Annotated in this window: 14 protein-coding genes; 4 read left to right on the top strand and 10 right to left on the bottom strand. The window is 54.2% G+C overall.

All coding sequences use genetic code 11. The features are described from left to right. On the top strand, window positions 1-957 hold a 957-nt coding region (fni, locus tag ACI9KD_RS06025; protein WP_414980254.1), incomplete at its 5' end, for a type 2 isopentenyl-diphosphate Delta-isomerase. A gap of 249 nt (window positions 958-1,206) precedes the next feature. On the opposite strand, the gene ACI9KD_RS06020 is transcribed toward fni, so the two are convergent. Beyond that, the gene (locus tag ACI9KD_RS06020; RefSeq protein ID WP_414980253.1) at window positions 1,207-1,353 is read right to left on the bottom strand and encodes a hypothetical protein; all 147 of its coding nucleotides are present in this window, start codon (window positions 1,351-1,353) and stop codon (window positions 1,207-1,209) included. A gap of 164 nt (window positions 1,354-1,517) precedes the next feature. Between ACI9KD_RS06020 and ACI9KD_RS06015 the strand changes: the two genes are divergently transcribed. Then, window positions 1,518-2,786 (top strand): acyl-CoA dehydrogenase family protein, encoded by a 1,269-nt coding sequence (locus tag ACI9KD_RS06015; RefSeq protein WP_414980252.1) that lies wholly within the window; start codon window positions 1,518-1,520, stop codon window positions 2,784-2,786. Between the two features lie 2 nt (window positions 2,787-2,788). Continuing rightward, complete coding sequence (locus tag ACI9KD_RS06010) at window positions 2,789-4,195, top strand: phosphotransferase family protein (protein WP_414980251.1); 1,407 nt, start codon at window positions 2,789-2,791, stop codon at window positions 4,193-4,195. A gap of 32 nt (window positions 4,196-4,227) precedes the next feature. Here ACI9KD_RS06010 and ACI9KD_RS06005 read toward each other — a convergent pair whose 3' ends face one another. Continuing rightward, complete coding sequence (locus tag ACI9KD_RS06005) at window positions 4,228-5,142, bottom strand: M14 family metallocarboxypeptidase (protein WP_414980250.1); 915 nt, start codon at window positions 5,140-5,142, stop codon at window positions 4,228-4,230. Window positions 5,143-5,285: 143 nt separating this feature from the next. Here ACI9KD_RS06005 and ACI9KD_RS06000 point away from each other — a divergent pair, with 143 nt between their 5' ends. Next, the gene (locus ACI9KD_RS06000) at window positions 5,286-5,918 is read left to right on the top strand and encodes a DUF4136 domain-containing protein (protein ID WP_414980249.1); all 633 of its coding nucleotides are present in this window, start codon (window positions 5,286-5,288) and stop codon (window positions 5,916-5,918) included. 28 nt (window positions 5,919-5,946) lie between these two features. Here the strand turns inward: ACI9KD_RS06000 and ACI9KD_RS05995 are convergent, their stop codons facing one another. The 8 genes from ACI9KD_RS05995 to ACI9KD_RS05960 form a co-directional block, all read right to left on the bottom strand. Beyond that, window positions 5,947-7,011, bottom strand: a complete 1,065-nt coding sequence (locus tag ACI9KD_RS05995) for a type 1 glutamine amidotransferase domain-containing protein (protein ID WP_414980248.1) — start codon at window positions 7,009-7,011, stop codon at window positions 5,947-5,949. A gap of 53 nt (window positions 7,012-7,064) precedes the next feature. Further along, window positions 7,065-8,279: a sensor histidine kinase gene (locus tag ACI9KD_RS05990; RefSeq protein ID WP_414980247.1), complete on the bottom strand. Its 1,215-nt coding sequence runs from the start codon at window positions 8,277-8,279 to the stop codon at window positions 7,065-7,067. A gap of 31 nt (window positions 8,280-8,310) precedes the next feature. Then, a complete protein-coding gene (locus ACI9KD_RS05985; RefSeq protein ID WP_414980246.1) occupies window positions 8,311-8,988 on the bottom strand; it encodes a response regulator transcription factor in 678 nt (225 codons plus the stop codon). Window positions 8,989-9,007: 19 nt separating this feature from the next. Continuing rightward, window positions 9,008-9,949: a TM2 domain-containing protein gene (locus tag ACI9KD_RS05980; RefSeq protein WP_414980245.1), complete on the bottom strand. Its 942-nt coding sequence runs from the start codon at window positions 9,947-9,949 to the stop codon at window positions 9,008-9,010. Window positions 9,950-9,965: 16 nt separating this feature from the next. After that, window positions 9,966-10,358 (bottom strand): MAPEG family protein, encoded by a 393-nt coding sequence (locus ACI9KD_RS05975; RefSeq protein WP_414980244.1) that lies wholly within the window; start codon window positions 10,356-10,358, stop codon window positions 9,966-9,968. Between the two features lie 58 nt (window positions 10,359-10,416). Next, window positions 10,417-11,106: an SDR family oxidoreductase gene (locus ACI9KD_RS05970; RefSeq protein ID WP_414980243.1), complete on the bottom strand. Its 690-nt coding sequence runs from the start codon at window positions 11,104-11,106 to the stop codon at window positions 10,417-10,419. 111 nt (window positions 11,107-11,217) lie between these two features. Continuing rightward, the gene (locus ACI9KD_RS05965; RefSeq protein WP_414980242.1) at window positions 11,218-12,114 is read right to left on the bottom strand and encodes an AEC family transporter; all 897 of its coding nucleotides are present in this window, start codon (window positions 12,112-12,114) and stop codon (window positions 11,218-11,220) included. 44 nt (window positions 12,115-12,158) lie between these two features. Further along, entirely contained in the window at window positions 12,159-13,130 is a 972-nt protein-coding gene (locus tag ACI9KD_RS05960; protein ID WP_414980241.1) for an NAD(P)H-dependent flavin oxidoreductase, read from the bottom strand. Window positions 13,131-13,322: the final 192 nt, after the last annotated feature.

Genomic DNA, 13,322 nt, shown 5'->3' with positions numbered 1-13,322 from the left:
CTATCTTTAGATCACCAGTCATCCCGAGGTGCAGGCTTTGACCGGATGAGTTTTCAGCATAATGCTTTGCCTGAGCTTGCATTGTCGTCTGTTGATAGCAGCACAGAGTTTTTGGGTCAGCAAATAAGTGCGCCCTTTTTAATTGGCGCCATGACCGGTGGTTACGCACATGGCGACAAGATCAATAGACATTTAGCGGAAGCTGCGGAGCAATGTTCTATACCTATGGCGCTTGGGTCGCAGCGGCCAGCACTTGAACAAAATCTAGCCCAACAGGTCCGCCGTTGGGCGCCAAAGGCAATATTGTTGGGTAATATTGGTGGTACACAACTTGCGCAGTTGGGAGTAGATCTTGCCTACAGAGCAGTTGAAAGTATCGAGGCTAACGCACTTATTATTCACTTAAACCCATTGCAAGAGTTGGTTCAACCTAACGGCGATCAAGATTGGCGTGGTGTGCTTGATGGTATTGAGCGTTGTTGTAAATCTCTTCCGGTGCCTGTAATCATCAAAGAGGTGGGTGCCGGAATATCTCCCTCTACGGCTCAGCGTTTGGTGGATGTGGGCGTGCGATGGATTGATGTTGCCGGGCGCGGTGGTACCCGCTGGGCCAGCATTGAGAACGCCCGCAATAACGCTACCAAAGTACAGCAGGTGGCCGAGCCCTTCATGGATTGGGGGATGGATACGGTGGACCTAGTGCCTATGGTTCGTCAGCAGTGCAGTGAGACACAATTAATTGCCTCTGGCGGTGTTCGCCATGGCCTCGACATTGCATGCTCCATACGTTTGGGTGCTCAGATGGCGGCGCTGGCACAACCTTTTTTACAGCCGGCACTTGAGTCCACAGAATCGGTGGTCAATAAAATTGAACTCCTTGCGGAGCAATTGCGCTGGGCCATGTTTTTAACCGGTTCCCCCTCATTATCGGCATTGCGATCTGCACCCTTGCAATAGAACAAAAATAGGTCTCGGCAAATTAATCTCTTGGGATCGCAGAAATCTGGCCCCTGCAATCAAGCAATCGCCCCGCTCCACTCTTCAAACGCACTTACTCTGAGATCCCGATAATACTGAGCCCTAACCAGATGCCTGCGCAGATTGAACAGATTACTGACCGCTGCATGAGCTGATACAAATCGCTGAGCCTGCTTAGTTGATTTGAATCTCCTCATACCGCATAAAGCGGGGCAGGCTCTGTGACTGCTAAACCCGATTATTTTCGTACTGTGCAGTGCTATGAATCATATCGGGAATCAGCTCCCGATGAGCAACGCCGTAGCTGCGCAACGTATCCGTCACGATCTTCCTAGGCTTGGCGCGAACGTGAACAATGACGGTGGTCTCAGACATTCGGAGCTCCATTCAACGGGATGCGGTTGTGAGCATGTAATAAGTCGAGTGTCGTCGACTTAGGTTAAAACGCTGACTAAAGCTACCATAGGTGTTGTAGCCTTGGCATCGAGGCTAATTTTTGATCGCAGAAAATGCAATGTAGTAGATAGCAAGGACAATCAATGGATTTCGAAATACCCACAGACCTTAGTGCGTTCCTCGTCGAGGTAGATCAGTTTATAGAAGATAAGATCAAGCCCTTGGAGAATATGGACGACAATATCCGTTTCTTTGATTACCGCCGTGAGGATGCCAGAACGGATTGGGAGCGCGGAGGCTTACCCAATGAGGAGTGGGAGGCCTTACTGCGAAGCGCCAAAGATCTGTCCATCGAAGCCGGTATTTTCAACTACCCTTTTCCTGCGGAATTTGGCGGTCGTGATGGCGGCAATTTGGGTATGGCGATTATCCGGGAGCATTTGGCGGCGAAGGGACTGGGCCTACACAACGACCTGCAGAATGAGCACTCCATCGTGGGTAATAACATTGGTTTGCTGCTGATGCTGAAGTACGGAACCCACGGGCAGAAAGCGCAATGGCTGGACGGTATGGCAACGGCCCGTCAGGGTTTCGCCTTTGGCATCACCGAGCCGGAGCACGGCTCTGATGCCACCTACATGGAAACCAGCGCCGTGCGGGATGGCGATGACTGGCTGATCAACGGCGAGAAGACATGGAACACCGGGGTACATACCGCTGATGCGGACATGGTCATGGCCCGCACATTTGGCAAGCCGGGTGATGCCCAGGGCATCACCGCGTTTCTCGTTCCCATGAAAGCTCCGGGTGTAAAGATCGAAGAATATCTTTGGACCTTTAATATGCCCTCGGATCATGCTCGAGTTTCATTTACCGATGTGCGTGTATCCAAGGACACGGTCTTTGGTGGCGAAGGCAAAGGGTTGATGGTGATTCAGCACTTCTTTAATGAGAACCGAATGCGTCAGGCAGCTTCAAGCTTAGGTGCAGCTCAATACTGCGTTACCGAAGCGGTGGAGCACGCAAAGTGTAGGAAGCCTTTTGGCAAGGCCTTGGCGTCCAATCAGGCGATACAGTTTCCGCTGGTGGAGCTTAACGCGCGCTGTGAAATGCTTCGGGCTCTGATTCATAAAACGGCCTGGCTTATGGATCGCGACGGGGCATTCTCTGTGTCGGACAAGGTCTCGATGTGCAATTATCAGGCGAATAGGCTGTGCTGTGAGGCTGCAGATTTTGCTATGCAGGTTCACGGTGGCATGGGCTATTCTCGCTATAAACCCTTTGAGCACATCTATCGGCATCATCGTCGATACCGAATTACCGAGGGCGCGGACGAGATTCAAATACGACGAGCTGCGGGTTATCTCTTTGGCTTTATGAATCAAAGAAAACCCAAAGGCGTTGAGGACTAAGCATGTCGGAGACTTTCAATACTGCGCTTGCCAAGGTGCTGGCTCGGGAGCTGGCTGACTTCCAAAGTCTCATGTCTTGCGAGCAGCTCACCGCGGGTGCCAGTCAGGAGACTTACCGAATAGTCGTGGAAGCCGCCTCGGGGACAAGACAGTTCGCTCTACGCCGATCACAGCCTTCCCTGGATGCTGAATCGAGTGTCGGGACGATCAGTCTGGCGACGGAGGCACGTCTTTTTCAGCTCGCTAAGAGCGCGGGTATTCCCGGGCCAGATATTCATTACCTACTACAGCCCGCAGATGGCTTGGGCAGCGGTTTTGTTATGGACTGGGTGGCCGGAGAGACTCTGGGTCAGCGTATCGTGCGCGTCGAAGAGCTCGCTGGTGTTCGTCCACATCTTGCACGAGAGTGCGGGCAGATCCTCGGACGGATTCATGCCCTGGACTGGCAGGCAGCGGGTTTGGCTGAGGAGTTGCCACAGCTAAGCCCCAAGACCCTGGTCACTGAGACCTGGGAAACCTATCGAGATCTCAAGGTGCCGGTACCGATGATTGACTATAGCTATCGGTGGCTGATCGACAACGCACCTCAGGGATCGAGAATGACCCTGGTCCACGGTGATTTTCGCAACGGTAATCTCATGGTTACGCCGCAGGGTATTGCCGCAGTTTTGGATTGGGAGCTAGCTCAGCTTGGTGATCCGCTGCGGGATCTTGGCTGGCTATGCGTTAACTCCTGGCGTTTTGGTAAAGACACTTTGCCGGTAGGCGGCTTCGGTACTATCGAAGACTTGCTGCAAGGCTACGCTGAAACTAGCGGGGTGGAGGTGCCACCGGAGGAGCTCAAGTACTGGCAGGTGTTTGGTTCGTTCTGGTGGGCTATGGCGACGCTACAAATGGCCAATGCCTGGCGTACTGGCGAAACGCCAAGCCTAGAGCGGCCAGTTATTGGCAGGCGATCTTCCGAAGGGCAAATGGATTGCGTGAATTTGCTTATCCCCGGAGAGTTTGAATTGCCTGAGTCGGGCAGGGCCCTCGACGAAGGCACTCAATTGCCCATGCCCGCAGAATTGTTACGTGGCGTGGCGGATTTCCTGACCGCTGATGTCGCAGCTCAGTTGGACAGTCACAGCGGATTTCTCGCCAAGGTGGCGGCCAATTCCCTGGGCATAGCACAGCGGGAATTTCAATACGGTGGCCAGCTAGCAAGGCAGGAGCAGCGTCGCCTGCAAGAACTGCTCAAGAAAGACGCCGAGTTGGATGAATTGCGCTGGGAACTGGTTAATGCCCTAAGAGCAGGTATGCCCTTGGATAGCCCCGCTTTGGCAGAGCATTTGCGTCAAACCGTAGCGGGGCAACTGGCAGTTGATCAACCTAGCTACTCCGCGTTACGGCAATCTCACAGCGCTTGAAACGCCATCGTAGCGAGGTTCACACAATGCCTCTATTTACTTAGAAGATAATCCAGTCCACCTGTTATAGCCGACACTTGTGCGGCGATGCAGTCTTGTTCTGTTACCAGAGGGCTATCCGGATAAACCTCGGTCGTCGTGACGTAGGGCGCATTGCTGACGCCCATACACAGCCCAAGGCCTATGCCGTCGTAACAGATGACGCCAGGTTGCTGCAGTGTCTCGCCGATGATCCTTCCATCGATAGAGGGCGCTATGTGAGTGACCTTTGCAACCGAAGTGATGATCGCTTCCTGAAACTCCCGGCAAGGGCGCGATGTGTCTGCCACCGTGTAAAAACCATCGGGTATTTCCCAGTGATCCTGAGCTTTTGCATCACGGGCCGCTAAGGCCGGTCTGAACTCGCTGTTGTCGGTATCGGTGGTTTCGTGCAGATCAAAGTGTGCGAGAAACGATAGACCTCGACGCTCGAGATACTGCACAACCGCCAAAGCCTCTTGTGCAGGGCTGTCTGCGACGAAAGACCTGTTGGGGTCGATAGTCAGCGGATTCCATCGGTTTATGGTCTCGAAGGCCCAGGGGCTCACGCAGGGCAATGCCAGAAAATTGAAGGTCTCGGCATAGGACTCATATTCTTGTTCAAGAAAATGCAAAGCGCCCATGACGCCACTGGTTTCGTAGCCATGTACGCCGCCGGTGATTAGAACGCTTGGCAGCTCGGGGTTCCAGTCCTGGGAACTCACGGCATAGAGCTTGTAATGCCCGGATGGGTAATGCAGTTCTGCATAGCACTCCACGTGAAACCGATCATGGAGCGAGCTGATCCGCGACTCTACGAGTACTTGGTACGAGCGTTTGGCCGATTGCAGAGAAAGCCATGCAGACTTATCATCAGGCCCCCAGGGGTGTCCAGGCTCGCCAATTGAATAGTCGGAAGAGGTGTTCATGGAGTGGCTTCTCTTGTATTGGTGTCGCAAACAATACCCGATGCGCCGCGCAAGTCTACGGCCAAGTCAGGATTCTAGATCAATCGCTATTGCCAGAAGCGATTGTTACTGTGCCCCACGTTTTTTTGTTGTTGAGAATATGTATGACCATCGCGCTTGGCTCTGTTGGCTCTGTTGGCTCTGTTGGCTCTGTTGGCTCCAGGCACAGATACTTCTATCCCCGCTCACTATTGTTGCTGATAGCGTCAATTCTCCTAGGTGCCTGTAGCGGTGTCGAGGTGCTTCCTGAGGATACACAGGCGTTCGTGGCGACGGGGTACAGCAGCTATGCATGGCGAAGCGAGCCCCCCTCGCAGACTGACCGAGGTCGAGATCGTTTGCCTCAATCGAGTGCTGCTATACGTACCGGCTTTGAAGCGAGAATGACCGAGCTCGGTTATCGTCGTGTGGATAAAGCCGATGCCGAATTTCTTGTTGAGTACATGGCGTCCACTGGCTACAACGACGGGCAGATGGCCCACGTCTCGTCTAACACCGTGCTTTACCCCAGCTCCGTGAATCGGCAGATAGATGGAGCTTCGGTGGATAACGCCTATGCTCTTGGAGGCGCGGTGGAGACCGGAGTGTTTATGCTGGTGTTTGTCGACCCCAAAACAACTGATGTTCTGTGGCGGGTTCAGATCAGCATGGTGGTCGAGGATTCCAATAGTGTTGATGCGGGCGCCGTGGGTAAGGCTATTCGTCAGGGCTTGTCGACGATGCCGCCTGCATCATGACATTTTGACATTTTGACGTTATACCGGCCTACCTCGCGCCGGAGGCTAGTAAGAGCAGCTGGAGAGTCTTGATCACATCCATCTTCATGCCTGCGACGACGGCATGCATGGCGATAAGGCTGTGATTGACCGGAGTGTCAGCGTTCCCCATGAAGAACTCCAGCTGCGCTCGCGCCTTGCGGTAGCCTTGCTGCTCAAAGGTGCCAAGAATCTGAGTGCTGTACTCGTCTCCGGTTTTTTTCCGCGGGATGGGTTCGTAGCCGAGCTGCTCAATCGTAGCCTCTGCCAGGGCCCATACCGACCAAGGGTTTTGTCCGGTGAGTAGATCACCATCGTGGCTGATCTGCTCTAGATAGGACGGCCCTGGTTCGACCTTGGCTCCGCGATTGCGCAGTCCGTCTTCCAGCAAGAATGGGAATATCGTCCGAGCATCTGATATCAAAAACAGTTCTTCGTCGTTAGTAAAGCCGCTCACCCGCTTGCCTTCCAGTAGATACTTACCATTGTCCAATTTCACGTTCACTAATGCAGCGGGGCCATGGCAGACCGCCGCCACGACCTTTTTGTCTCTGTGAAGCTGACGCACAATATTCTGGATCGCGGTATTCTCGGGGAAGTCCCACATAGCTCCCTTGCCACCGACAAAGTAGACGCCGGCGTATTCATCGGGATTCACGCCATCAACCGGCTTGGTGTCGCTGACCTTTTCTATGGCAACGGGGTCATTGAGAAAAGCATAGTCAAACGCCCCCATGTCCTCGTCGTCGATCACTACCGGGGCCTCACCGCCCAGGGGGCTGGCAATATCTACCGTGAAGCCATTTGCGGTGAATACGTAGTAGGCCCGTGAGAGTTCGGTTAGTTCATAGCCCGTACGTTTTCCCGAGTCGCCCATCACTGCGGTGCTCGTAACTACCGCCAGAATCTTGCCTCTGTGCTCAGCGACACGCCTATCAAAATACGCGAGATCGGCAGCTGTAGTGGTCCTGAGGTCAACCGAGTCGTCCGGCAGCATTAAACTGACGACCCAAAAGCCAAGGCCTGCGATGCACGCGATGCTCAGCGCGATGCCCAATAGGATTTTCTTGATCATTTTGTCCTGCCTCATCGATGCAATAGGTGAAGGCTAGGGGACCGCAGGTCAAATCAAGGTGAAATTTCCAGTACTAGATGAAACATATGAGAATCCGATCGGGTGGTCGTCTGCCAGTTCAATCGCGCGGCAATGCGTTCAACAAGAAACAGCCCCTGACCTAAGCCGGGACTGTCGGACTGCCTGCTGTTGGCTTCCAAAGGCTTACTGATAAGCGGGGTGTTTACGGGGTTGCTGAACATCAGCTTGCCATCGCGCAAAGCAATCTCCATGCGGGGTTGATTCGCATAGCGCAGCGCATTTTCGATGAGATTGCCTACCAGGAGAGAGACCAGGTGCGGGTTGCCCAGCAGTTCGTAGTCGTCCGCTATCGCCACCTCGATGGAGAAATTCATCTTTTCGAGTACGTGGTGCAAGCTCAGTATTGTCTCTTCTACAATGGGACGTAGCTTGAGCTGCTGCATCGGTACCGACTCCTGCCGAGCCAGGGCCAGTAGGATGATTACGGTACTTTGCATATGTTCTACAGCGTGGCTCAGTTGCTCAATGTCCTGCGCTGCAAGCTGCCGGTTTTCCAGCAAAAGTAGACTGTTTTTCATCACGGTAAGGGGCGTGCGCAGCTCATGGCTCACATCCCGCGTGAAGTGGCTTTCACGATCAAGTGCGTCGCTTAACTGCCGAAAACTGTTTTGAATCGTGTCGGCGAGATAACCGATTTCGTCATCCTGCCCTGCTGCGCTCAGTGTCAGGACACTTCGATCTTCACGGTTTTTTTTGACTTCATCGCTGAGCTGCATGATGGGGCGCGTAGTTTTTCGGGCAATACGGTAAGCCAGCCACAATGAAAACGCGAGAGTCGCTAGCGTGAGCCCTCCCAATAGTTGGAACAATCCACTGGAGAAGTTAGTCACAGCCAATAACGGCGATACCTCGGCGACCAACAGCGCCTCGCGCTCGTCGCTTAGAAAGAGATAGCGGACGTGATAATGGCTATCGTCTGGTGTGAAGATTTCCTGGCTCTGAGGTTTTTTCAATAATTGTTGGCGCACCGGTGGCGGCGTTTCCTCCGCGCTGCGATAGAGCGCCATGTAATCCAGTCTGGGAGTCGGCCACTGCTCTGATTCGGCATAGCTTGCTTGCAGATGGTGGATTTCCGCACTGAGTAAGCTGTCGATAATTTCGTCTTCGGTGATATAGGCGATAAGCAGAACAATGCCCAAATAAACTATGCTGAGTGCCAGCGTCAGGCCCAGAAAGGATCGAGTCACTTGGCGTTCGATGCTTTTTTTCCTAACCACTTTAAACATCCAGCTTATAGCCCACGTTAGTAATAGTTTTGAGCATGGGTGACGCAAAGGGTTTATCAAGTTCGTTGCGCAGGCTGTAAATATGCGACTTCAGTGCATCACTATCAGGAAGCGCATCTCCCCAAATCTGGTGGAGGAGGGCAGAGCGGGACAGGGGGTTCGGATAGGCCTGGGCCAGCAGTACCAAAATCTTAAAGCCAATGCTGGTGAGCGTAAGTATCTGCTCTTCTCGCCAGGCAGCTTTTTGCGTGGTATCAATACGTAAATCGCCGAGTTCCAGTAGCTTGTTATGGTGCAAGTCATTCCGCTTGGCCAAGGCCTGGCAGCGTAGAACAAGCTCTCGTAAATCAAAGGGCTTAGTCAGGTAGTCGTCGGCGCCGTGTCCAAAACCCATGGCCTTATCCTCGAAACTGTCGCGAGCCGTCAGCATGAGGATGGGCATGTTGATCTCGGCAGACTGCTTTATGTGCTCGCAGACCTCGACGCCATCCATATCCGGAAGGTTTAGGTCCAGCAGTACCAGGTGATAAGGATTCGTCGCGGCGAGGGTAAGCGCCTGCTGGCCGGTGCGAGCGTGGTCTACCTGCCAGCCATGCCCCTGTAGAAAGTCAGTCACCTGACCGGCGATAGGAAGATGGTCTTCTACCAGTAAGATAGAGAGCGCCGACATTGCTGCGGGTTTTACGATGTTAGAGCCCCGCACCAAAGTAAATGGCGGATAGCGTGATGCAAGTCAAAACCCAGACAATTAGGTCGCGCTGTTTCAGGAGTACGTAGGTCGTGAGAATAGCGCCGATGGGTGCAGCGAATGCGTAGATAGAAACCAAGGTGATTGCCACATCGGCGATGAAATCCATCGGGTGGACGCTCAGGCCTTGCGCATCAATGGTGATCGCCTGAAGCAGATCCATTCCCGTAAAGATGATGGTGAACCACAAGCCTATTTGCAGATATAGCCATGCTTCGGCCCTCGCGCGTTTGCGAAAGGGCGCGGTGATTAGTCCTAAAATAGGCCGAAAGAAAAGCGTTAGGGGGCCGCCGGGGTCGTTTACGTAGTAGTAGAGCCGCAGTCGATGGCTCCAGCGATCGAAATTCCGAAGGATGGGGATAGTCGCTAGAGCGTCCCAGCGAGCTCCCAGTAGGGTGATCGCGCTAAGAGCAACAATGGCGATGACTGGCTCAAAGTTGCCGGTGCCCGATGAGATGGCTCCGACGCTTACTCCAGCGAGCACGAGTACCAATACATCACCAGAAAGCCGTCCTCGCCCGCTGCGTTTCTCTATCCAGTCCGGGCGAGGGGGAAGGGCCATGCCTCGACTGGGTGGCATGAACGACAGCGCTCGAGGCGGCTGTCCTGTTTCTTTGCGTCCACTTTGGTCGGCATTGAAGGATCGCAGCATTTCAGAAATGTAGAAGAAATCTGCGATCCACCAAACAAGGCCGCCGCCAACCGTGAAGGCCATTGCCAAAGCTGTTGCCGGCCTGTCAAGGTAAAAGCGATGACCACCAAAGAGACCGGTCAATGCCCAGAGCATCCAGGCAATTTCTCGCCGCTTCAGCGGATAACGATAAAGCTCCTCGAGTACCGCTCGCGAGAAGTCTGCATCCCGGCGGGCTTCACATGACTCCACGCTAATCGTAAACGCCTTACAGTAGAGTCATTACTATCATAGCCAGACCTACTACGCCCACAGCCCATACGAGGCTACGTAGGTAGGGAATGCCGATGAGGTAAATAGGCAAGTAAGCGACCCGCGCCCAGATGAAAACAGTTGCGCCCAGCATCGCAGCTTCGGCGCTGGCTGCTATCTGTGCCACCAGTGCTAAAGGAACGAACATAATCAACGCTTCGATGGAGTTGTTAGCTGCTCGTTCTGCGCGACCGCCCAGGGGTGTCGCGTCGGGCACGTCATCACGATTGCTAAGACCCGCTTTAAATCCTTCGGGGGTCCACTCGCGATTTCTAAGAAAAGCACCGAGCATGATCGCGAGAAACGTCAGCAGGGTCATATAAACAACAAGAGTCAGCAAGGGGGTCATATTTGTTCTCCATTTAGTTATTGTTGGCTATCTATCGCGCTAACGTGACAAAAAAATCCTACCAGGGCAATTCCTCGCCGGCGTAAGTGAGTAGTCTTCCGCTATCACTAATGCTCAGTCCATCAATCACGGACATCATGCCAGAGATGGACTCGCTGGTTCGAATGTCGGCGCCATCGCCGCCCATGTCGGTCACGACCCAGCCAGGGTGCATGGCAATGGCTGTGACGCCCTTGTCTCTCAGGTCAACGCTGGCGGTGCGCATGATTGCATGCAGTCCAGCTTTGGAACTTCGGTAACTGTACATGCCGCCGCTGGTGTTCCCGGCAATGCTGCCCAGCGTGCTACCCATGCCCACGATAATCTTACGCTCGCTGGCCGCGACATGGTCGGCGAAGGCCTGAATAAAAATGGCGGGGGCAACGACATTAACATTCAGCACCTGGAGAAAGTCCTCGGCATTAAACGTTCCCAGTCCGGTTCGCTCCGCCATCAAGCCAGCATTCAGGATGAGCACATCAATGCTTGTACCCTTCAGGGTTTCGGCCAGGGCTTTCACCGCCTCGGGTTCGCTTACGTCTAGTTGGTACAGCGTGACATTTCCTGCTGATGCGACGACGGCTTGTGCTTCGCTGGCGCTGCTGGGGTCGCGGCAAGTGCCGATTACAGACCAGCCGGCGGCGGCATACTGCGTGATGAACTCTAAGCCGAGACCGCGGTTAACTCCGGTTATCAGAACAGTTGGCATGGGCGTTTTCCTGCGACCGACTATGAGTACGCACCCTCTAGCACTTGATGAGTCAGGTCAAGTATCTAGATCATTGGAGCATTGAAAAATCCCGGGTCTTAGTTGTTGGTTTTACAGGACTAAAGCTAAAGCTAGCGGCAGAATAATGAGCGATGCCAGATTACCAATCAGGACAATGGCCGCGACGCGCTGGGGATCTTGCTTGTAGCGTTCGGCGAATAGAAAGTTCATGACGGCCGGGGGAAGGGCGCCAAAAATAATGAGCATCGCCGTGTCTTGTTCGTTGAGTCCCAGTACTGTGGCAAAGCCCCAGCCCAATAGCATACCTAGAGCGGGCTTTAAGAACGCCCCAAGCAGTGGCGCGGTCAGTGCGTCAAAGCGCACCTCGCGCATACGCACGCCGAGTGCAAAGAGCAAAAGGGGAACGGCCACATTGCCCATCAACTGTAAGGCCTCCACCAAGGGGGGCCACACCGGTATCTGCAGTAGAGAAATACCAAGACCTGCGAATACCGCCAGGAGCGTGGGATTACGCCAGAGTTTTTTTAGCTGCGCGTCCCGATCCAGCATGTGCAGACCTACGGAGAAGTGCAGGACGTTGGACACGCTGTAGAGAATCACCGCGGCGGCCAAAGCATCAGTGCCCCAGGCCAATACCGCTAGCGGAATGCCAATGTTTGCTGAGTTATTGAACATCATGGGCGGTACAAAGGTCCGCCACTCGATGCCAAGCATGCGCGCCACCGGCCGTGCCAGAAGCCCACTGCTAAGCACAATGAGTGCGGCACCGGTTGCAAGCCCCGCGTAGCGGGTGGGGTCGAAGCCCTTGCTCATCATGGCACCTAAGATGAGCGCTGGCACAAAGACATCCATGTTTAGCCGGTTGGCGACGGACATCTCGGGGTTGTGTTTGCGCCCGTACCAAAAGCCCGCAATGACGATGGCCACAATAGGAAACAAAATGCCCGCTATGCGGGCAAACATCATTGTGTCGAAGCTGCTATCCATCCTCTGATGAACGCTGGGTTTGAAGCTATAACTTGAGTAAGTGCTTAGAGCATGCCGCTCAGACGCTGACGAATCATCTGCTCGGCATCTGCCATGATTCGGCTAATCAACTCCTCGCAGGTGGGGATGTCGTTGATCAGTCCGGCAACCATGCCGCAGGACCAGGCGCCGCAGTCGACTTCTCCGTCCATCATGACTCGGGGGTACACGCCGGCAACTTCGGCGGCGATGTCGCCAAACTCCAGTTCTTTACCTCGGGCCTTTTCAGTGGCCAAGATGCGCTCAACCGCAGGATTGTTAAGCACACGCTCGGTGTTACGCAGCGGCCGCATCACCAGTCGCGTGTCCAGCTCTGTGGCTTCAAGAATGGCCTGTTTGACGTTCTCGTGCACCGGTGCTTCTTTGGTCGCCAAAAAGCGCGTACCCATATTCATGCCTTCGGCGCCCATCGCCAGCGACGCTACCAGGGAGCGAGCGTCGGCCATACCCCCGGAGGAGACAAAGGGGATCTCTAGTTCGTCCGCAGCGCGAGGCAAGAGGATCATGTTAGGAATGTCGTCTTCGCCGGGGTGGCCGCCACACTCAAATCCATCAACGGAGACCGCATCGCAACCAATTTTCTGCGCCTTGAGCGCATGACGGACCGCGGTGCATTTATGAATCACCTTGATGCCGGCTTCCTTGAGCGCAGGGAGGTAGGCAACAGGATTATTGCCCGCGGTCTCTACGACCTTTACGCCACCATCGATAATCACTTTGATGATGCCCGGGTAATCCGGAGCATTGACCACGGGGAGGAAGGTCACGTTGACGCCAAAGGGCTTGTCGGTCATGTCTTTACAACGTGCGATCTCGTTGGCGAGATCTTCTGGTGTTTTCTGGGTCAGCCCGGTGATGATCCCAAGGCCGCCGGCATTGGACACCGCCGCAGCGAGCTCCGCAAAGCCCACGTAGTGCATGCCGCCTTGAATGATCGGGTGCTCAATACCCAGTAGTTCGGTTATGCGCGTTTTCATGGCTGCCTTCCTCGTCGATTTCTGCGGATAAGGTTTTATTTTCGAAGGCGCTATGCTGATTTATCCAAGTCGCTTATGCAATCGTCAATACATCTACCCCTGCGATCACCTCACACTGCCAATCCACGCGGGAACTGAGTATTCTGATGATCGTTTACCCGGGCGCTCTTTAATCGGCTTAAGGGCAGCGAC

This window comes from Congregibacter sp. (assembly GCF_047617445.1).
GTDB lineage: Bacteria > Pseudomonadota > Gammaproteobacteria > Pseudomonadales > Halieaceae > Congregibacter.
Note: the sequence above shows the minus strand (reverse complement) of the source record. Positions and strands in the feature narration are given on the sequence as shown.

What these genes read in the sequence shown, in the direction of transcription:
- ACI9KD_RS06020 (WP_414980253.1), bottom strand. Translation starts at nt 1,353, where the DNA reads ATGTCTGAGACCACCGTCATTGTTCACGTTCGCGCCAAGCCTAGGAAG.
- ACI9KD_RS06015 (WP_414980252.1), top strand. Translation starts at nt 1,518, where the DNA reads ATGGATTTCGAAATACCCACAGACCTTAGTGCGTTCCTCGTCGAGGTA.
- ACI9KD_RS06010 (WP_414980251.1), top strand. Translation starts at nt 2,789, where the DNA reads ATGTCGGAGACTTTCAATACTGCGCTTGCCAAGGTGCTGGCTCGGGAG.
- ACI9KD_RS06005 (WP_414980250.1), bottom strand. Translation starts at nt 5,142, where the DNA reads ATGAACACCTCTTCCGACTATTCAATTGGCGAGCCTGGACACCCCTGG.
- ACI9KD_RS06000 (WP_414980249.1), top strand. Translation starts at nt 5,286, where the DNA reads ATGACCATCGCGCTTGGCTCTGTTGGCTCTGTTGGCTCTGTTGGCTCT.
- ACI9KD_RS05995 (WP_414980248.1), bottom strand. Translation starts at nt 7,011, where the DNA reads ATGATCAAGAAAATCCTATTGGGCATCGCGCTGAGCATCGCGTGCATC.
- ACI9KD_RS05985 (WP_414980246.1), bottom strand. Translation starts at nt 8,988, where the DNA reads ATGTCGGCGCTCTCTATCTTACTGGTAGAAGACCATCTTCCTATCGCC.
- ACI9KD_RS05975 (WP_414980244.1), bottom strand. Translation starts at nt 10,358, where the DNA reads ATGACCCCCTTGCTGACTCTTGTTGTTTATATGACCCTGCTGACGTTT.
- ACI9KD_RS05970 (WP_414980243.1), bottom strand. Translation starts at nt 11,106, where the DNA reads ATGCCAACTGTTCTGATAACCGGAGTTAACCGCGGTCTCGGCTTAGAG.
- ACI9KD_RS05965 (WP_414980242.1), bottom strand. Translation starts at nt 12,114, where the DNA reads ATGGATAGCAGCTTCGACACAATGATGTTTGCCCGCATAGCGGGCATT.
- ACI9KD_RS05960 (WP_414980241.1), bottom strand. Translation starts at nt 13,130, where the DNA reads ATGAAAACGCGCATAACCGAACTACTGGGTATTGAGCACCCGATCATT.